Source organism: Kangiella sp. M94, assembly GCF_054926195.1.
Window position 1 is genome coordinate 2,672,186 of record NZ_CM142903.1, and the last position, 17,949, is coordinate 2,690,134.

Annotated in this window: 21 protein-coding genes; 11 read left to right on the forward strand and 10 right to left on the reverse strand. The window is 44.1% G+C overall.

Annotation, left to right across the window (positions count from 1 at the left end; genetic code table 11):
* Nucleotides 1–22 precede the first annotated feature (22 nt).
* Nucleotides 23–235 carry a YgaP family membrane protein gene (locus ACYTXU_RS12420; RefSeq protein ID WP_462209429.1) on the forward strand — a complete coding sequence of 71 codons (213 nt, stop codon included), beginning with the start codon at nt 23–25 and terminating at the stop codon, nt 233–235.
* Between the two features lie 174 nt (nt 236–409).
* On the opposite strand, the gene ACYTXU_RS12425 is transcribed toward ACYTXU_RS12420, so the two are convergent.
* The 6 genes from ACYTXU_RS12425 to ACYTXU_RS12450 form a co-directional block, all read right to left on the reverse strand.
* Nucleotides 410–793, reverse strand: coding sequence for a rhodanese-like domain-containing protein (locus tag ACYTXU_RS12425; RefSeq protein ID WP_462207098.1), 384 nt, complete (start codon nt 791–793; stop codon nt 410–412).
* On the reverse strand, nt 793–1,101 hold the full coding sequence (locus ACYTXU_RS12430; protein ID WP_462209431.1) for an ArsR/SmtB family transcription factor: 309 nt from the start codon (nt 1,099–1,101) through the stop codon (nt 793–795). Before ACYTXU_RS12430 ends, ACYTXU_RS12425 begins: the two co-directional genes overlap by 1 nt.
* 86 nt (nt 1,102–1,187) lie before the next feature.
* Nucleotides 1,188–2,651 carry an aminotransferase class V-fold PLP-dependent enzyme gene (locus ACYTXU_RS12435; protein ID WP_462207099.1) on the reverse strand — a complete coding sequence of 488 codons (1,464 nt, stop codon included), beginning with the start codon at nt 2,649–2,651 and terminating at the stop codon, nt 1,188–1,190.
* 142 nt (nt 2,652–2,793) lie between these two features.
* A complete protein-coding gene (locus ACYTXU_RS12440; RefSeq protein WP_462207100.1) occupies nt 2,794–3,306 on the reverse strand; it encodes a CC0125/CC1285 family lipoprotein in 513 nt (170 codons plus the stop codon).
* A 23-nt stretch (nt 3,307–3,329) separates the two neighbouring features.
* On the reverse strand, nt 3,330–4,118 hold the full coding sequence (locus ACYTXU_RS12445) for a hypothetical protein (protein WP_462207101.1): 789 nt from the start codon (nt 4,116–4,118) through the stop codon (nt 3,330–3,332).
* Nucleotides 4,115–4,606 carry an RNA polymerase sigma factor gene (locus ACYTXU_RS12450; RefSeq protein WP_462207102.1) on the reverse strand — a complete coding sequence of 164 codons (492 nt, stop codon included), beginning with the start codon at nt 4,604–4,606 and terminating at the stop codon, nt 4,115–4,117. The genes ACYTXU_RS12445 and ACYTXU_RS12450 overlap by 4 nt, the downstream gene beginning before the upstream one ends.
* Nucleotides 4,607–4,845: 239 nt before the next feature.
* Here ACYTXU_RS12450 and ACYTXU_RS12455 point away from each other — a divergent pair, with 239 nt between their 5' ends.
* Nucleotides 4,846–6,201: a S8 family serine peptidase gene (locus tag ACYTXU_RS12455; protein WP_462207103.1), complete on the forward strand. Its 1,356-nt coding sequence runs from the start codon at nt 4,846–4,848 to the stop codon at nt 6,199–6,201.
* A gap of 96 nt (nt 6,202–6,297) precedes the next feature.
* Here the strand turns inward: ACYTXU_RS12455 and ACYTXU_RS12460 are convergent, their stop codons facing one another.
* The 4 genes from ACYTXU_RS12460 to ACYTXU_RS12475 form a co-directional block, all read right to left on the reverse strand.
* Entirely contained in the window at nt 6,298–7,203 is a 906-nt protein-coding gene (locus ACYTXU_RS12460; protein ID WP_462207104.1) for a hypothetical protein, read from the reverse strand.
* Between the two features lie 79 nt (nt 7,204–7,282).
* Nucleotides 7,283–8,080, reverse strand: a complete 798-nt coding sequence (locus ACYTXU_RS12465; protein ID WP_462207105.1) for a hypothetical protein — start codon at nt 8,078–8,080, stop codon at nt 7,283–7,285.
* 425 nt (nt 8,081–8,505) lie between these two features.
* Nucleotides 8,506–10,035 (reverse strand): YifB family Mg chelatase-like AAA ATPase, encoded by a 1,530-nt coding sequence (locus ACYTXU_RS12470; protein ID WP_462207106.1) that lies wholly within the window; start codon nt 10,033–10,035, stop codon nt 8,506–8,508.
* A 17-nt stretch (nt 10,036–10,052) separates the two neighbouring features.
* Nucleotides 10,053–11,018 (reverse strand): integron integrase, encoded by a 966-nt coding sequence (locus ACYTXU_RS12475; RefSeq protein WP_462207107.1) that lies wholly within the window; start codon nt 11,016–11,018, stop codon nt 10,053–10,055.
* A 252-nt stretch (nt 11,019–11,270) separates the two neighbouring features.
* Here ACYTXU_RS12475 and ACYTXU_RS12480 point away from each other — a divergent pair, with 252 nt between their 5' ends.
* The 9 genes from ACYTXU_RS12480 to ACYTXU_RS12520 all read left to right on the forward strand — a co-directional run bounded on the left by ACYTXU_RS12480 (nt 11,271) and on the right by ACYTXU_RS12520 (nt 17,814).
* Nucleotides 11,271–11,669, forward strand: coding sequence for a hypothetical protein (locus ACYTXU_RS12480; protein ID WP_462207108.1), 399 nt, complete (start codon nt 11,271–11,273; stop codon nt 11,667–11,669).
* Between the two features lie 149 nt (nt 11,670–11,818).
* Nucleotides 11,819–12,955, forward strand: coding sequence for a serine hydrolase domain-containing protein (locus tag ACYTXU_RS12485; RefSeq protein ID WP_462207109.1), 1,137 nt, complete (start codon nt 11,819–11,821; stop codon nt 12,953–12,955).
* 29 nt (nt 12,956–12,984) lie between these two features.
* Complete coding sequence (locus ACYTXU_RS12490; protein WP_462207110.1) at nt 12,985–13,284, forward strand: hypothetical protein; 300 nt, start codon at nt 12,985–12,987, stop codon at nt 13,282–13,284.
* Between the two features lie 148 nt (nt 13,285–13,432).
* Entirely contained in the window at nt 13,433–13,678 is a 246-nt protein-coding gene (locus ACYTXU_RS12495) for a hypothetical protein (RefSeq protein ID WP_462207111.1), read from the forward strand.
* A 14-nt stretch (nt 13,679–13,692) separates the two neighbouring features.
* On the forward strand, nt 13,693–13,980 hold the full coding sequence (locus tag ACYTXU_RS12500) for a DUF3817 domain-containing protein (RefSeq protein WP_462207112.1): 288 nt from the start codon (nt 13,693–13,695) through the stop codon (nt 13,978–13,980).
* Between the two features lie 118 nt (nt 13,981–14,098).
* On the forward strand, nt 14,099–14,440 hold the full coding sequence (locus ACYTXU_RS12505; protein WP_462207113.1) for a YciI family protein: 342 nt from the start codon (nt 14,099–14,101) through the stop codon (nt 14,438–14,440).
* Nucleotides 14,441–14,534: 94 nt separating this feature from the next.
* On the forward strand, nt 14,535–14,891 hold the full coding sequence (locus tag ACYTXU_RS12510) for a VOC family protein (RefSeq protein WP_462207114.1): 357 nt from the start codon (nt 14,535–14,537) through the stop codon (nt 14,889–14,891).
* Nucleotides 14,892–15,090: 199 nt separating this feature from the next.
* On the forward strand, nt 15,091–15,657 hold the full coding sequence (locus ACYTXU_RS12515; RefSeq protein WP_462207115.1) for a DUF998 domain-containing protein: 567 nt from the start codon (nt 15,091–15,093) through the stop codon (nt 15,655–15,657).
* 654 nt (nt 15,658–16,311) lie between these two features.
* Entirely contained in the window at nt 16,312–17,814 is a 1,503-nt protein-coding gene (locus ACYTXU_RS12520; protein WP_462207116.1) for a diguanylate cyclase, read from the forward strand.
* Nucleotides 17,815–17,949 lie beyond the last annotated feature (135 nt).

The following is a 17,949-nucleotide window of genomic DNA, read 5'->3' on the forward strand; positions in this document are numbered from 1 at the left end:
AATTCCTATGGCACAGCAAAAAATGACTGCAGAAAGAGTTCTGATGGCTTTTGCAGGTTTTATGGTTTTATTGTCAGTAGCGCTAACCTGGTATGTTCATCCATACTGGTTGTGGCTAACGGTTTTTGTTGGCGCAAATCTGTTTCAGTCTGCGTTTACCGGATTCTGTCCAGCAATGATGGTGATTAAGAAATTAGGATTTAAAACCGAAAGACAGGCAGCAACAGGAACTTAGTTGGAAGCGTAGGTCATCATAACTTGGTAGGGGCGCACCTATGTGTGCGCCCAGATACTATAAAAATTAAAGAAAGGACAGGCACATGGGTCTGCTCCATCCTATGGATAGGAACGAAAAGGGCTGATTCTGCTCTCCTGTCGCTATAAAAGAAATCACCAAAGTATGTTGAAATTATGGTTTAACGACTTCGCCACCAGTTTCAACCCACTGCTTAATGCCGCCTGCAACAGAAAAAACATTCTTAAAACCTATCTGCTCGAGAGCATGAGCACAACAAGCGGAACGTCCACCGGACGCACAATAAATATAAACGGGCTTATTTAATATTTCGTCTTCAGATAAGCCTTTGACTTCGGGATGGTTGAATAATTTAAATTCCAGAACACCACGAGGGATGGGTAAAGCACCTTCTATAATGCCTTCTGCATGTTCTGATGATTCGCGAACATCAATAACCAACGCATTGGAACAATCGGTTTTTTTAAAATCATCGATAGAGATTTCTTTAATATTCTGTTTGATATTACCAATGTAATTTTTTAAACAAGGTTGCATTAGCAAGTCTCCTGACAATAAAGTTCATGCAGTAAATGAATAATACGCGCAACTTCGGTAGAGGCTAACGAATAGTAAATAGTTTGTGAATGACGACGAGTTGTGACCAAATCATTGTTACGCAATAAGGCTAAGTGCTGCGAGAGTGCTGACTGGCTGAGTTGCGGAAGTAAATCATTTAACTCGCCTACCGATAATTCCTTTTCCAGTAGTATGCAAAGAATCATCAGCCGTTGTTCATTAGAAATATTTTTGAGCAACTTTGCTGCTTCGGCAGAGTGCTTTTGCATTTCATCGGTAAAGGCCATGGTACTGGTGTTGGTTCGTTCGTTCATTATCAAATTTTGCCTTAAAGTGTATTCGTACGCAATTGACTGACTCTAAAAAGAGCAAGCTATAAAGGTGAAAAGTCAGTCAATGCTTTTAATTTGGGTTGGGACTTCTTTGGAATAAAGTCGCCACTGGCAGGATTAAATTCATAATCCTTGGACCATGCTTCAGCGTTTTCAATGACTTGGCGTAAGGCGTCAACAATTAAATGTGCTTCATCATCATGGTTGGTTGGATGCAGAGAAACACGAACCCAGCCGGGTTTATCGGTTAAATCACCCTGGTCAATTTTATTGGTAATTTCATGACTTTGAAGCTGATCGACATCTAATAGCAAATGACCGTAGGTACCGGCACAAGAACAGCCACCACGGGTCTGGATTCCAAACCTGTCATTGAGCAAACGAACAATTAAGTTGTGGTGAATACCAAGAACGTAAAAAGAAACGATGCACAGACGATCCTTCTGTTCACCTTCTAGAATTCGAACACCAGGGATTTTTGAAAAGCCGTCTAATAAAATATTAGCAAGCTGAGCTTCGCGCTGTTGAATCTTATCAACCCCCATTGCGTCTTTAAGTTTAAACGTCAACGCAGCTTTAATGGTTTGCAGGAAACCGGGAGTGCCGCCATCTTCGCGCGCTTCAATGTTATCGAAGAAGCGATGCTCACCCCAAGGATTGGTCCATGACACAGTGCCGCCGCCTGGCTGATCCGGCACTTTACAGTCATAAAGCTTTTCATCGAAAATTAAAATCCCGCTACTACCGGGGCCGCCTAAAAACTTGTGGGGTGAAATAAAGATAGCATCCAGTTTTTGCTCAGGATCTGCCGGGTGCATATTCATATCCACATAAGGTGCAGAAGCAGCAAAGTCCACAAAGCAAAGGCCATTATGCTGGTGCATGATTTTTGCCATCTCGTGGTAAGGCGTTTTGATACCCGTTACATTACTGCAAGCGGTAAAAGAGCCAATCTTTACCAGGCGATCCTGATACTTTTCAAGCAGTTCGCGCATATGACCTAAATCAGGACGACCATTCGCATCGGAACGAATGATCTCCAAAGTCACTTCACATTCGTGCCAGGTGGTCTGATTGGAGTGATGCTCCATGTGGGTCACTAGCACCAACGGTTTTTCATGTTCTTGTATATCCAACCGCTCGCGCCATTTTTCAGGAACGCGCAAACCTAACATGCGCTGAAATTTGTTAATCACTAAAGTCATACCTGAACCCGCTGCGATTAATACATCACTCTCATCTGCATTGACATGACGCTTAATGATTTGCTGAGCATCATGATAGGCATTGGTCATAGTGGTGCCGGTAAGCGTGGTTTCAGTATGCGTATTGGCTACATAAGGGCCTAAAGTGTTGATAATAAAGTCTTCAATCGGACGATAAAGACGACCGCTCGCTGTCCAGTCTGCGTATAAAATTGAATCGCCATTCGGCGCAGCGTCGTAACTATGGTTTTCGCCAATAATTCCTTGACGGAATGGCGCAAAATGTTCAACAAGATTCATTATAGGAATAATAGTCTTAAAATATGCAAAGAAGCTAATATAGACAGGGAGAGGCAGATAAGCAAGTAACTACTAGGCATAAAAGCACTGGCTAGACCAATCTAGCCAGTGTTCTAGCATAGGATGGTGCAGGTAAATTAGATCAGGAGTCTTTGCCTAGCATCCGTTCGTGCACATCCAGCGCGTCGTAACTGTTGTCGGACTGAGGGCGAACGCCCTTGCCCATGCGAATAGCAATAATACTCTCGACCATACTACGAGAAGTCTCCAGCTGAGCGCCAAAATGGGTCTGATGCACTGGGTAGGTTCGAGTCTCGCAAGTCAGCAAGCCGCAGTCACGAGTGACCACCATAGTCTGGCTGTGGCTGATGGAGGGATCCGATTGCTGCTTGGTGTGAGTTAAGGTTTGTTGATCATTAATCACGAACCAGTCGTAGCCTTTTTCCAGGGTTAGCTGGGCAGCTCGTCGCATCGCATAATCCATTGCTTGCTGGCTGTCCTCACCCGGCATTTTAAAATGAATTCGATAGCTGTTGTTATCAAGCTGGCTATGGCTGTAGCGGAACCCTTTACCATCGGCTGGACGGTAAGTTGGGTTTGACGCACATGCCGCAAGAAAAATGGACAAGGTGAGTAATAACAGAAGATGTTTCATACATAACCTCCTTAGCAAGTGAATTAGTGAGCCCAGCCAGAACGAATGGCTTGTTGCTCTTGTTCCTTATCGAGAAAGCTGCCAACAGCCATAGATTCAACCAGCTTATTGATAGGCTGATTAGCACTGGCTGTCTGATAGCTGTTGGCCTGAATAGGTTCTTCGAATAGAGTCGCGGTCAGTTGCCAGCCAGTAGAATCATGGCAAGCAATACTGTGCTGACTGTTAGCAGGAGTGTTCAACACAAATTGGCGACAAAACTGCTCATTGGCATTGGTAAAAGAAACCCGTGGCAATAAAGTATAACCTTCCGCTAGTGTAATCGGCTGGCCGCTGATTTCCTGATCCAAAGCAGAAGCAATGGTTGCCCACTGGGTAGGATTATTAAAGTCGGCCATCCGCGAAGTTAAACCAATGCTCAAACCGATAATCAAAGCGGCAGCGGTGGCTAAAGGAGCATGATTCTGCCAGCCGGACTTAATTCGCTGCCACAACGGGAAATTAACGACATTGGTTGATGTTTTGGGACGAGCCTCGGCGCTTTGTCTCGCCGCTGAGCCGTCAAGCAACTGTTGAATGGATTGAGGTAAAGGCACTTCATCAATTTGATGATAGGTTGAAGATACAATGGCATCGACACTGGCCAATTCAGCAATACGATTAACCAAAGTTTTATCAGCAGCCATTAGATCACGGATCATCGCCATCTCTTTTTCAGGCAGTTCTGAATCAAGAAAAGCTGACAGCTTTTCATCAGACACAATCTCGTTAGAAAGCGCTTCTGCAGTCTTTTTTTCAGAAAAATGTGTCATGCGATTATCCTCATATCATGATCGTCGAACCACTTAGTCATAGCCTTGCGCGCTCTGGACAGTCTGCTCATGACCGTACCCACAGGTATATCAAGCAGATCAGCAACCTCTCTATAACTTAAGTCTTCAACGGCAATCAGTGTCAAAATAGATTTCTGTTCTTCTGGCAGTTGCTCAAGTGCTTTGTGAACTTGTTGAATGGTAAGCTGATTGGTCATGGTTTTTTCTCCGTCAACAATATCATGCCGTTGCAGTTCAGGTTTTTGCGTGGCTTCCTGGCGGACTTTTTGTGAGCGGTATTCATCGATCCACAGGTTACGGCATACTCTGAAAGCCCACTTGGTCAGATTCACATCTTTGGGCAGCTCTTTAGTTAACAGTCGTTCAAGAGTGGACTGTAATAAATCATCAGCATCATATTGATTACCCGTCAATGAATAGGCGAAACGCCTGATCATCGGGATAATGGGTTCTAGCTGTTGTTTCATCAGCATACTCCAGTTTTGAGCTATGACCTTTCAGTTAATAAAAGATCATGTCTATAAACAATAAGGGTTTTCCCTCATTAAAAACAAATAAATACATCACTTATTAGGAAGACGGCTGAGAAATAGGATTTATTCCACGAAATTTGGAATTATTTGTGACGATTAAACGTCAACCATATAGGGTTATAGAATCAATTGAAGATGGTGAAGAAATGAAGAGAGCTCTGGCAAAAAATCTTATGAAAATACATTGTGTAGCAGCGATGCTATGGGCAGTGACTGCACAAGCAGTTAGCCCGACCATTAATTCAGCAATAAAAAATATCGACAATCAAATTCCTGAGATCCGAAAGGTGCCGATAGATGTGGAGCGGCCTAAAGTTGATATAGAACAACCTGAGGAAGCAATAGAAGATACTAAAGTCAGGCTTGAAGAACTGAACAAAGTCGCAGTAGAGTCGGTCGGTCCCTTACAAACATTAGCGCAAAACTTAACGATAAAAAACAAACAGGGAGAAACCATTCTGATCGAAAAGGAGGTTGAGGATGGGTGGCGTGCAGTAGCTAACCAATGGCTATTGATGCTGGATGATCAGGATATTGACCAATTGAAAAAAGTAAACGCAGTAATTGTTAAGAAAACTGAATTAAAAAATCTAGAAATGACATTGGTGCAATTTGAAGTGCCAAATGAGCTCGATTCACTTTCTGCTTTGCAAAAACATTTGCCTGCTGAATGGATGCAACAACTGGGAAGAAATCATATTTATGAAGCAAATGGCGAGACAGACAGTGATCAAGAAGCCGCGCAAGAAGAGGAAGGTTTAAGAATACAAAATGCAGTGTGTGATAAGAAGGTAAGAGTTGGCTTGATTGATACTGGAGTAGAAGAGGGACATCTGGCCTTCAGTAAAGCCTCGGTACAATCAAAAAATTTTATGGATCAGGATCTAGCTCTGCCTACGGCACATGGCACTGCAGTGGCTGGATTATTAATTGGCAAACAGGGTCAGCTTGTACCTCTGCTGCCTAATGCAACCTTATATGCAGCATCCGTTTTTTATCCGCGAAATGAATACTCGCAAGGCGCTGTATTAATAAACTTAGTGCAGGCTTTGGACTGGATGCTTGCTAATAGAGTGGTCGTAATTAATATGAGTTTAACTGGCCCGGACAATCCAGTTCTGGCGCAGGCAATTGAGAAAGCTAAAACAAAAGGCGCTATTATTATTGCAGCAGTTGGCAACGAAGGGCCGGCAGCTCGCCCGCTATTTCCAGCAGCATACAATGACGTGATCGGCGCCACGGCAGTTGATAAAAATGAACAAGTGTATCGCTGGGCTAACCAGGGCGATTATATTGATTTCTCAGCGCTGGGAGTATCGGTGTTAACGGCTAGAGCCAATAATCAATTAGGACGCGAAAGCGGAACCTCCATTGCGGCTCCGGTAGTCAGCGCATTTGCTGCCTGCTATGCCAACGGATCCACACAAAAAGAAGAGGTCGTTGCTGCGTTAAATAAGCAAGTAAAAGATTTGGGCAGGCCAGGTAAGGACAGGGTGTTTGGATACGGTTTATTGCATCCACAAAAATAAGCTCAACATCCTTGCTGAGCACATAGATTAAGGTCAGTTGATAGTCAACTGGAGTGACTCAAACGGATAACAAAATCGCTAGAGACAATAATGGATTTAAAAATCTGCTCTGAAAACTAAGCTCACCTGCGATGCATCATAATCCGCAGATTCTAAGTTAGAGTCAGAGTAAGTTTGCTCAAACTCGGTAATCATAGAAAAGGTATCGTTGAAGAAAAAATCCCACGCCAGACTGAAACTGTTTTTAGTGTCTGCACGACTTTCACCAAGGTCGGGGAAGGTATCTTGATAGTCACGCTGATAATAACGCCAGTTCAACTTGAAACGATTACGTTTATCTAACCATGAAAACTCATTCGAATAAGTGGCGCGATAGTTTTCGCTTTCATAGCTGAAGTGATTTTGCTGTGCAACCTCATCTTCATTTTCGATTCCTAAAGCGACAAAGCTTAAACCTTGGTTGAAGAAATAATAAGCATCAACAGCAAATACATCAGAAGTTGCATTGCGATCACTTAAAGCATCAAATGTTTTCTCAATGTCCTGCATCTCTGCCCTAAGATAAAAACTGTTAGCAAACAGGTGTCCCGCATAAAAGCCTGTACGTTCCATATCAAGAAAATCCTCATCAGCAAGTTTTGCGTCTATCGAGTGGTGATTTGCTCCGAGGGTAACTACTGAAAAATCATAGGATACATCACCATAGAATCGATTAATGGCCAAATCAAAATCATCACTATTATGATAATTATTATTGAGGTAGTTATAACCTGCTTTAAGGTTAAAATTGTCAGTTGGTTTCCAGCTCCCGTCGGCTTCAAACTGGATGTGGTTAGCGGTATCACCGGACGCCTGATATTGGTCAATTTCTTCAACCGTTAGCTGAGAGTCATGAGTCAAACCAGCTTCTAAACCAAAAGAAAGATTGTTATCAGTATTTTCAGAAGCAGCAACGGCTTGGCTAACCAGTAAACCACAAAAAGGAATGAGTAAGAATTTCATATGGGTCTCCTGCGATAGTAATGTGAGCGTTAAAAAAGGAAAATGAAAAGGCCAGCTACTGCTGGCCTAATCGGACGTGCTACTGACCTGGAAGAGCATCAATAATGGTGTCATTGACATTGTCTTTAATAACATCTTCAACCGTATCAGTGACTTGCTCTTCAATAGAGGTTTCAACCTGAGCTTTAATAGATTGATTGACCGTAGAATCAACCGTAGCATTTACTGATTCAGAAACACTACCATTAGCCTCAGCACTCAGTTCAGAACTTGATTCTGCGTCTGCTTCAGCTGAAGCGTTCGAAGTCTCTACAGTGGTTTCTGCACTAGAGTCGGCAGAAGCATTAATACCTAAAGAGGTCTCCGAGTTGCTATTGTCTTCGGTGTTCTCCACAGTATCGGAGATAACCCCAACACTGGTATCAATAGCCTGACCGGCCTCAGATTGCAGCTCTTCAGCTTGGTCGCTGGCTTGCTCTGTTTCAGTTTCGGCACTGGCAGTCGCGTTGCCTACCACTTCAAGACCAACTGAGGCAGCAGAGTCAGCTTGCTCGTCAGCCTGTTGTGACGCATCAGCGGCAACATCCAGACCAGCATTAGCAGAGCTATCGACACTGGACTCAGCTTCTTGTGAAGCATTGGCAACTTGATTCTGCGAGTCGGCTACCGCATCAGAGGCCTGTTCAATGCCTGCCGAAGCAGTAGAGTTAGCATCATCAGTCACCTGTTCGCCTGAATCGGAAGCGATCTGTAAAGCTGCTTGAGCTTGAGCTTCAGCTTGAGCATCGGCTTGTGCTGCAACATCTTCAGCGAAAGCAACCGTCGAAGCCATGGTTAGCGTAGCGAGTAATAAAGTAGATTGTGTAAACTTAGACATAATCATCACCTCTTGTTTTATATGCATGTCATAAAGGTGACGAATCAGAAAGGTTTATTATTCTTGGCAGATCGGGATAAAGAGAACAGGATCACATTAAGGGAATCTGCTCTTCGTATAAATGGTTACCAATAATATGAAACTTTTAAACCAGCACAGCTCTTATAGGATGGGTTTACCCAAGGGGGCAGACCCAGCATTTATGCGTAACCCATCAAATTAATAATGGGTAACAGATGGGTTACGGCTGACGCCTAACCCATCCTATAAATAACACCAACCTGGTAGGGTGCGCCTTGGCGCACCGAAAATCATACATAATGTAATGATGTTGGTAGGGGCGGGCCAATGTCCCCCGCCCAGTTAAGTCACAATCGAATTGTACGGACAACTCATGAGTTGTCCCTACGACAAACCACCAAACCTCAAGGCAACTGTGCCAAATACCGCTCCATCTTCCGGTAATTCAACGTCTCGCTAATATGATGCGGCTCAATCATTTCTTCATTCGCCAAATCCGCAATGGTACGCGACACTTTAATAATCCGATGATAAGAACGCGCCGAAAGATTCAACTGCTCCAGGGCTTTATTCAAAAGCATTTTCGCCGAATCCGACAAAAGACAATGGTCGTCAATTTCGCCAGCCTGCAACTGACCATTCAACTTACCTTGTCTTTGGTACTGAGCCGCCTGACACTTCATCACCCGCTTGCGTAAATAACTGCTGGATTCCTTTGGCTTCGCTTCTTTGCGTTTGCCACCGGTCAATTCCTGCTGACTTAACAACGGCACCTCAACCTGCATATCAATCCGATCCAAAAGCGGCCCCGAAATTTTCCCCAAATAACGACGAATAACATCGGGCGAACAGCGACAAGCACCTTTCGGATTACCGTAATGACCACAGGGACAAGGATTGGTCGCGGCCAGAAACATAAAGTTGGCTGGATACTCCGCCTGTTGAGCCGCGCGCGAAATCGTGACTTTGCCGCTCTCCAGTGGCTCGCGTAGATTGTCCAATACCTGTCGCGAAAACTCGGTCAGTTCATCGAGAAATAAAACGCCATTATGCGACAAAGAAATTTCGCCAGGCTTAGGATGACTACCGCCACCAATTAATGCTGGCGCGGAACAGGAATGGTGTGGTGCGCGATATTTACGCACGAAAAACTGACTGGCATCAAAGCCAAAATGACTCACTGAATAAATAGAAGCCGACTCTTTGGCTTCCTGTTCTGTCATCGGCGACAGAATAGTCTGCATCCGCGAAGCCAACATACTTTTACCCGTACCGGGTGGGCCAATAAATAGCAGGTGGTGTTTGCCCGCTGCAGCAATCGTCAAAGCCCGTTTCGCTGACTCCTGGGCAATGACATCCGACATGTCCATATCAAAATCGTAATCATTAACCACTGCATCATTGATGCATTCGGATAAAGGCGTGTTACGCATTAACGAATGACAAACATCCAACAAATGTTTGGCGTGTACCGCCTGTACCGAAGGCACTAAACCCGCTTCGGCAGCATTTGATTCGGGCACAACCAAGGTTCTCTTGTCCTCAGTGCAGGCAAGCGCCACCGGTAAAACGCCCTTAACCGGACGCAACTCACCAGTCAAAGCCAGCTCTCCGATAAACTCATAATTGGATAAGTAATCAGACGGCAGCTGACCGGACGCCGCCAAAATTCCCAACGCAATCGGCAAATCAAAACGCCCGCCTTCTTTAGGCAAATCCGCAGGCGCTAAATTTATGGTGATGCGCCGAGCTGGAAATTCAAAATTAGAATTAATAATCGCACTACGTACTCGATCCTTACTCTCCTTAACCGCCGCCTCCGGCAAACCCACAATATTCAAACTCGGCAAACCGTGCGACAAATGCACCTCAACCGTCACCAACGGCGCCTCAATCCCAACCCCGGCGCGGGAATAAACAATAGCGAGAGACATAAATATCCTTATTTAATTTATAGATGATCCAATGGGCTTTTAACTGCATTAGCCCCTTTATTCATAACGTGAGTGTAGATTTGAGTGGTTTCGACACTCTTATGCCCAAGCAACTCCTGGACTGTTCGAATATCGTAACCAGCTTCTAACAAATGCGTTGCAAAGGAATGGCGGAAAGCATGACTGGAGGCATGTTTTGTGATGTTAGCTTGTTTGAACGCTTGATTGAGTACTCTACCAATGGTTCTAGGATGGCGATGAAAGCCACGACGAACACCCGTAATCAAATCAGGTGGATTGGTAGAAGAAGGGAACACAAATTGCCAGCCCCATGAAGTATTAGCATTGGGAAACTTCTTACCTAAGGCATTGGGCAAATGTACACCAGGCCAATCAGGATTAAGCTTGAGGTTATGATAGTTGGTTTTCAGGTGAGAGAAATGATCTAAAAGTAATTGAGCAGATAATTTGGATAAAATCGTGACTCTATCTTTCTCACCTTTGCTTTGCCTGACTGTCACGGTGCATCTTGTGAAATCAACGTCCTTAACACGTAACGACAAAGCTTCAGAAATACGCATGCCACTGCCATATAAAAGAGAAGCAATAACTTTATATTCACCCGTGAGAACTGAAAAGATACGAGAAACCTCATCATGGCTAAACACGGTAGGCAAACGAAGAGGTTTTTTTGAACGCGTAATACCAGGCAATACACCCAGAGGATTACCGATGATATCTCGATAGAGAAAAGCCAGTGCATTCAAAGCCTGTTTTTGAGTGCTTCTACTGACGTTACGTTCAACAACTAAAAAGGATAAATAATTGCTGACATCAGCATCGGATAAATTTTGTGGATGCTCCATTCGATGATAGCGAATAAAATCCTTAATCCAATACAGATAACACTTCTCAGTTTGATAGCTGTAATGATTCGTTCGCAGGTAAGTGCGAATAGATTGTAAAAAAGGAGAGCCAGACATTCCATGTCCTGTTTGTTGGATTTAGCTGCATACTAAAAAAACCATTGCAATTAAAAAAGAGCCAATTACTATAAGGCCTGTAGGTCATTGACCATGGTATCTGTAAACTCAATACAAAAAAGGATACCAGAACAGGAATGTCCGGTTTTATATGGTATTAGCCTGAAAAACGGACATTGAAAATAAATTATTTTAAATCAAAAGGTTACCGGCGATGTCCGGTAATATAATGTTAACTGCTCTAGGTAAGTCATGTATCAAGAAGGTGAAGTAACAATTGCACAATGCAAGAAATGCAAAGAATCATTTCCTGTATTTACCTTTGTGGCAGATACAGACATGGTAACTATGGGTTGCACTTCTCTTTCAGCAAAAGGCAACAAAATTGCTCTTACCATGCAACAACCTAACGAAACGGAATCAAGCATTGAAGCGAGAGTTGGTTCTGGGTATAAAGTGGTGCAAGTTCGCTACGAAGACAATAACCCTTCGGGTAAGGGTATGTCATTTCAAGACTTCCGCAAAAATTATAAACCAGCAACGCCTATATATTCTTGTATCAACTGTTACTCCGATGCTGAAGCCTTAAAAACTGAGACAAAAGAACAGTTTCTAACTTACGGTACAATCGAGGTTTTAAATGGCAGTTAACAAGGCCAAGCAACATCAGTCGCTGCGCTCCTTGGACAGCCTTGCGCTTGCGCCTTTTGTGCATGGCTTCGCCATTTTTGCACAAAAGGCGCAATCACAAGTCTGCCGTTGTTGGCGGCGTTAGCCCAAATTAGTGACATAGGACATTTATGAGAGTTCTGATATTGTTTTTAACTGCTGTAATTTCTCTAGTTAGCCATGCTCAATCGGATATAACTCTCAAAGAGTGGCAGCATCAAGTTGAGCAATCTGACTTTTCAGGTATTGTTTTGACAGCTCATAATGGTGAAGAGATATTCAAACAAGCATTTGGAATAGCAAATCGAGAATTAAATATTCCCTTCAGCGAACATACTGTATTTGATATCGGTTCTATCACAAAGCAGTTTACGGCGGCGGCAATAGTAAAGCTGGCCGAAGAAGGCAAACTCTCATTGCAAGACTCTTTGAGCAATTTCTTCGACGATGTACCGTCTGATAAGCAAAAGATCACACTGCATAATATGCTAACCCATTCGGCAGGTTTTCCTCATGGATTTGGGCTGTATAACGTAGTTAAACAAGAGCACTTTATTCAAGAGGCTATGGGAACGGAACTGCTTTTTTCACCAGGAGACAAGTACCACTACTCGAATGTTGGCTATAGCTTGCTTGCTGTTGTGATAGAAAAAGTCACCGGTATGGGTTGGGAGAACTATATAAATCAAAACCTACTAAAGCCTGCTGGGTTGCATAACACTAGCTATCGTATTTTAGAGCGTTCACCGAAAAGTTTAGCAATCAATTACGGAAGAGATCCAAATGCATTCCAGCGTTTTTTTTCTCTGACTGCGGCAAGTAAACCGGTTGGGCATTCTTTGCAACACCAATATAATGAACCTGGCCCGCGTTGGTATATGGAAGGTGCGGGCGGTTTCTTGTCGACAATTGGTGATATGAACCAATGGTATTTAGCTTTACGCTCGGGAAGTGTGCTCGACGAAAGGTCGTGGAAGGCTATTTTTAAACCTTATATTGCCGAAAATGAAAGCGCAACGTCCTACTATGGTTATGGATGGGCTTTAGATAAAAATAAAGGCGGTCACAAAAGAATCTTTCATGATGGCTCAAATGGATACTCTTACGCCGTTTTCAAATACTTACCTGACGACGATGTTTTTATTTTTATAGCCACTAATAATAGAGATGACATGCCGAGTGAACTGTTCTCAAAGCTTGAGCACATTGTTCTAGATACTGTGGCTAACAAATCAATACAGCCGACCGCTAACACGTCGGCTGATTGAAGCGTTAACTGGCATAAGTAAGGTAGAAAATGGAGTTCGGAAAAATCGAAAAAAAATCAGGTGAAATTGAACTCAATGAATGGAATAAAATAATTGAGTCTCATTCATCATTGGAAAAAGCACTTGATAGAAAAGGAACTAACCCATTCACGAATGAAGAGATTACATTCTCAGGTAAAGGTGTAGCTTTTTATATTGAGGGTGGTAATCCTGAAGGAAATATTGCGCTACAAGAAGGTTCACTTCTAACTACAGGTGTTCCCTTAAATATATGCAATGATATAGCATCAATATTAGGTGCTTCGGTAAATGAAGATGATCGCAGTTAACAAGGCCAAGCAAGCTCAGTCGTTGCGCTCCTTGGACAGCTTTGCCGTCGCGCTTTTTGTGCATTGCTTCGCCATTGTCGCACAAAAATCACAACAACAAGTCTGCCGTTGTTGGCGGCGTTAGGATGCGACATGCGGGAGACTGCGAATGAGTCCGGTTAACAGAGTGGGGTACCTCTCATCGATCGGCCTTTTCGTCGTGGGCGTTGTGTACGTGGTGGTCGTTGCGTTTGGCATTTCCCAAGCCGGTTTTGAAGATCCAATCGTGGATCCGTCCCTCGCCGTGATGGAGGCACTTACATTGCTGTCGGCTCCTCTTGTGGTTGCCGTCATGGCTTCGATCTACGAATTAATGGGGTCAGAGAAAATTAATATGTTATACCTCCCTGAGTAACATGAGTATCTTCAATGTTAAAAGTTTTTAGAGTCGTAAGCCTATTAGAAGGCATTTCATATCTACTTATATTGTGTGTAACGCTAGGTGTTTTTAGTAGAGATTATGTTTTCATAATCGGTATGGGGCATGGCCTTATATTTCTTTTGTATTTCGTGTTTTCGCTACTAGCTTCGCATCGCCAAAATTGGTCTTTGGTTGTTTGGCTAATGGTTTTCTTAGCATCTATTATTCCCTTTGCTTTTATACCAGTGGAAATATTTATCAAAAAAGAGCTGACAAAAAATGAGCGGGTCACATAGCACGGCTCTAAAGCAAGGACGTAACAAGGCGTGTAGCTTAGTTTAGCGTTAACTTGCTGACGCCATTAACTGACATGGCCTGAATCATCAGCTACAAAGTTTTTAGAGAAAGAAGATTATGGCAAAATATTTAATTTCATTCCCAAGTGCTGCAATGAATGTAGCCGATAGTGAGTTGGAGGCGGTGGGTCGCGACGCACACGCCGTGATCGATGAGGCGAAAGCCGCTGGAGTCTATGTCTTTGGTGGTGGTATTGACGAAACGGTGCCCCCCGTTCTAGTTTCAGCCAATGGGTCGGTCGCTGAGGGCGGTTATCCATGGGCGCCACCGCTTGATGGTGGCTTCACCGTGCTCGAACTACCCTCACGCGATGAAGCCATCGCGTGGGCCGCGCGCATCGCTAAGGCTTGTCGTTGTGACCAAGAGCTGCGCGTCTTTGGGCTCGACCCGCAGTCCTGAGTACGGCCTAATTCATTCATACCGAGAGCTATTCGTAATACAGCTTCATTCAAGCGTAAGACGTATCCATAAATTAACCTTCTAAGGAAAAATAATGAACGGTCCAGCAAAACATGGGGCAATAATTTACTCGAGCGATATAAAGGCACTTTCTCAGTTTTATACTGAGCTTTTTTCGATGATGGTTATTCGAGAAACTTCAGAATTTATTAGTCTTGCAAAAGATGGGTTTAACATCATTATTCACACGCCACCAACTATTATGCCGCAGCAAAGTGTGAATACGGTAAAGTTATTTCTAACAGTGGATAATCTTGATGTGGCTAAAGAAAAAGCGGTTGAGTTGGGTGGAAAGGCTTTTGATGGTGTATGGGCAAACCCATTATTCAGTGTCTGCAATATTGCAGATTCAGATGGCAATCATATTCAACTGCGTGAGTTTACGTCATGAATAAATAATGGTTACTCACCAACTTTTGCAATCCTCACGAGACCTAATTTAAGATGTGCGCCACAGATGTTGCCTTTTGCTACCCGTGGTGTCCTTAAATAGACGCCCGTAAAAACGGGAAGGATAATAAGGTCTTGAGAAAGAATTCGTTTAATAAAATGTGTAGCTTACACAGTTATAATTTGAAGGAAAAATTACATTGAAAAAACTATTAACTTTTTCATTTTATCAAGGAGTATTCATTCCGGTATGGGGGATAGCGCTATTGTGTGTGGGATTCCTGACTCCTGGTCATGATTCAATTGCACAACACCTGAGCGTTATTGGTTTAAACCCAGCACCCTGGTCTGGCATCTTGCAGGTTGTAAGTATCTGTCTTGGTGTTTCAGTTTGCCTTTACTCTATAAGTGCTTCATTTGTTCTGAAAAAATTCGCATGGTTTGCCTTGCCGTCTTTAGCTTTTGGAGTAGCCATGATTTTTAATGGTTTGTACAAAATGGGTAGCCCTATGCATGGGTTGTATGGCATGGCGTTCTTCAGTCCATTGGTCCCCATATTATTCGCTCTTGAATTTAAGAATAAACTTAATTCCAGTCATTTTGTTGTCTATTCAATTATTACTTCGCTTATTGGGATGATTTATATGTGGCTCATGCTGACTCAGCTTGATCCTCACGGATATATTGGACTAACACAACGGATATTTATCATAGTGATAACGTTGTGGTACGGCATAGGCGCTTATTTATTGTGGCGTCAGAAATAGCCAGCAACCAGTTGTTGACGTGATTACCACTCACGCCTCCTGGTTATCTAAAGCTGAATGTTAGGCGTACAAGAAGGGTTAAAGTTTGGATGTAAACAAACTAAATATTTATGCCGTGTTTTTTTTAGATCAGAGCCTTAAAGTCACTGGATTGTCGGGTCAAGCCCGACAATGACGGGTGGTGATAAAGTCACTGGATTGTCGGGTCAAGCTCGACAATGACGGGCGGTGGTAAAGCCACTGAATTACCAGATTAAGCCTGACAATGACTTGATGAAGGCATAAGCAACTACCTATAGAGATCCGTCTTGCACCTCATTTCTTATAGATTAACTAAACGCAGTATCTGCGCTTTGGCGCACCATTGAAAAAGTACTAGAGACTCACTAACGCTTTTTAATCCTCCCGAAATTTAATTAAAACAAGTGGGCCACAGATATTCGCTTTGGTCACCAGTGGTGCCCGAAAAATAGACGCTTGTAAAAAAAGAACAATGATAATAAGGTTTTAAGAAAGAATTCGGATAATAAAAGGTATGAATAGCTGGAGGATGTGCGGGTATGGTGACAAGCAAACAGAAAGGGTTGGGTGACATCGACTCATAGCTAGGCCGGTTCTATATCAGGCGACGGCCAGGTAACAATAGGAGTGAGTATGTTTAAAGACTTAATGGCGGGTGCGCACCGCCTGTCTCGCGTCAATTACGCTCCAAGAGCTATTGCTTTCGCTGTCAGCTTCGTGATTATTGCGCTCCTGGCCGAAGAACGAAGCTGGGGGACGTGGTATCTCGCTTTTCCCGCATTGTATTTACTGATATACCCGCATGTGCTGGTAGTGGCTGGCGGGCTTCTCTCGGCAACTGCCCGATTTGAAACAAGAGCCATCCTTGCTGATTCCCTGATCTTAGGTTTCCTTGCGGCCTACGTTAACTTTTACCTATGGCTATCTTTCGGGTTCATGGTCGCTATCGCCTTGAATGCGTCAGTTGTTGGAGGTAGTCGGCAGCTGGTGCTTTCGCTGGCTCTGTACACAATAGGCGCCATCACAGGCGGTATCATCGACGGCTGGAAGGTGCAGATTGAAGGCCCTTTCTATCTAGACATAATGTCCATGGCGCTGCTGCTGGTCTATGTTCTTGGTGTGGGCTTCCTTGCATACAATCAGAATGCCCGGCTGGTCAGCACAACCCGGGGGGTTGAGGAGCGAAATCGTATCTTTCAGGTGATGGTAGAGATTTCGTCGAGTGCCGATCTTGTGGGGGAGGTTCAAGAATTCATCCAAGATGCGGTACAACGAATTCATGATCTTTACCCAAAATACGGCCTGGGGATGGTGGTGCGCGATGTGAAGCGGCCAGGAGTCCTGCGTTTCGTGGAGTTCGTGGGGATTTCTGAGGAAGAACAGAATGCACTGGTGAAGTATTTGTCCGCTACGAGTACACCAGATAGCCGAGAGTTAACCTGGGTCAATCCTGACAATGGAATCATATTTCAAATGGTCTTCGATAATAGCCGAGTACGTGGCAATGAAAGCATCATGGTAATACGTGCGCGAGAGATAAGTTCGTTGCTCCGAGAGGCCACCCGGCTGTCCCTTGAAATGCTGGGTATTCACATCGAGAATAAGATACTGGCCCTCGATCTCAAACATGCCGCAGAGCGAGATCCTCTGACGGGCGTCTTCAACAGGGGGCGCCTGGATGCGGAATTGGCTGCCGCCATACGTAGTCGCAAGCAGTACGGTGCCATGGAGTTCGCTGTATTGATGATCGATGTGATCGGTTTGAAGCAGGTCAACGACAAATACGGCCATGAAGCCGGGGATGTGCTTATCCGAGAGACTGCGGTGGCGCTACAGAAGGTTTGCCGTGCTACGGACTCCTTCGGACGCTATGGTGGTGATGAGTTTGTTGTCATCTGCCGGGGCAGCAGTCGCGAGGATGCAGAAGGGCTACGCCAGCGCATTAAGCGCGACGTGGCAGGGCACAAGATCCGTCTGCCAACCGATGGGAAGGGGATGGATGCTGTATCCCTTGAGCTTAGCATTGGTCTGGCTAGCTCCAGCGACATAGAGCCCGAAAAGGTACTGGCAGCGGCAGACGAGGACATGTACCGTGATAAGGAAGTATGGTATGCAACTCACGAGCGATACCGTTGATTGGACCAATGCAACTAAACCGTCACCAATGGCGCTTCAATCTCTTCCTCGGCGTGAGGATACACCCTACAAAAGAAAACCATTGCAATTACAAAAGAGCTAATTATTATTAGGTCTGTCGGTCACTGACCCTGG

Coding starts and splice junctions, on each gene's coding strand:
- ACYTXU_RS12420 (WP_462209429.1), top strand. CDS start 23: ATGACTGCAGAAAGAGTTCTGATGGCTTTTGCAGGTTTTATGGTTTTA.
- ACYTXU_RS12425 (WP_462207098.1), bottom strand. CDS start 793: ATGCAACCTTGTTTAAAAAATTACATTGGTAATATCAAACAGAATATT.
- ACYTXU_RS12430 (WP_462209431.1), bottom strand. CDS start 1,101: ATGGCCTTTACCGATGAAATGCAAAAGCACTCTGCCGAAGCAGCAAAG.
- ACYTXU_RS12435 (WP_462207099.1), bottom strand. CDS start 2,651: ATGAATCTTGTTGAACATTTTGCGCCATTCCGTCAAGGAATTATTGGC.
- ACYTXU_RS12440 (WP_462207100.1), bottom strand. CDS start 3,306: ATGAAACATCTTCTGTTATTACTCACCTTGTCCATTTTTCTTGCGGCA.
- ACYTXU_RS12445 (WP_462207101.1), bottom strand. CDS start 4,118: ATGACACATTTTTCTGAAAAAAAGACTGCAGAAGCGCTTTCTAACGAG.
- ACYTXU_RS12450 (WP_462207102.1), bottom strand. CDS start 4,606: ATGAAACAACAGCTAGAACCCATTATCCCGATGATCAGGCGTTTCGCC.
- ACYTXU_RS12455 (WP_462207103.1), top strand. CDS start 4,846: ATGAAAATACATTGTGTAGCAGCGATGCTATGGGCAGTGACTGCACAA.
- ACYTXU_RS12460 (WP_462207104.1), bottom strand. CDS start 7,203: ATGAAATTCTTACTCATTCCTTTTTGTGGTTTACTGGTTAGCCAAGCC.
- ACYTXU_RS12465 (WP_462207105.1), bottom strand. CDS start 8,080: ATGTCTAAGTTTACACAATCTACTTTATTACTCGCTACGCTAACCATG.
- ACYTXU_RS12470 (WP_462207106.1), bottom strand. CDS start 10,035: ATGTCTCTCGCTATTGTTTATTCCCGCGCCGGGGTTGGGATTGAGGCG.
- ACYTXU_RS12475 (WP_462207107.1), bottom strand. CDS start 11,018: ATGTCTGGCTCTCCTTTTTTACAATCTATTCGCACTTACCTGCGAACG.
- ACYTXU_RS12480 (WP_462207108.1), top strand. CDS start 11,271: ATGTATCAAGAAGGTGAAGTAACAATTGCACAATGCAAGAAATGCAAA.
- ACYTXU_RS12485 (WP_462207109.1), top strand. CDS start 11,819: ATGAGAGTTCTGATATTGTTTTTAACTGCTGTAATTTCTCTAGTTAGC.
- ACYTXU_RS12490 (WP_462207110.1), top strand. CDS start 12,985: ATGGAGTTCGGAAAAATCGAAAAAAAATCAGGTGAAATTGAACTCAAT.
- ACYTXU_RS12495 (WP_462207111.1), top strand. CDS start 13,433: ATGAGTCCGGTTAACAGAGTGGGGTACCTCTCATCGATCGGCCTTTTC.
- ACYTXU_RS12500 (WP_462207112.1), top strand. CDS start 13,693: ATGTTAAAAGTTTTTAGAGTCGTAAGCCTATTAGAAGGCATTTCATAT.
- ACYTXU_RS12505 (WP_462207113.1), top strand. CDS start 14,099: ATGGCAAAATATTTAATTTCATTCCCAAGTGCTGCAATGAATGTAGCC.
- ACYTXU_RS12510 (WP_462207114.1), top strand. CDS start 14,535: ATGAACGGTCCAGCAAAACATGGGGCAATAATTTACTCGAGCGATATA.
- ACYTXU_RS12520 (WP_462207116.1), top strand. CDS start 16,312: ATGTTTAAAGACTTAATGGCGGGTGCGCACCGCCTGTCTCGCGTCAAT.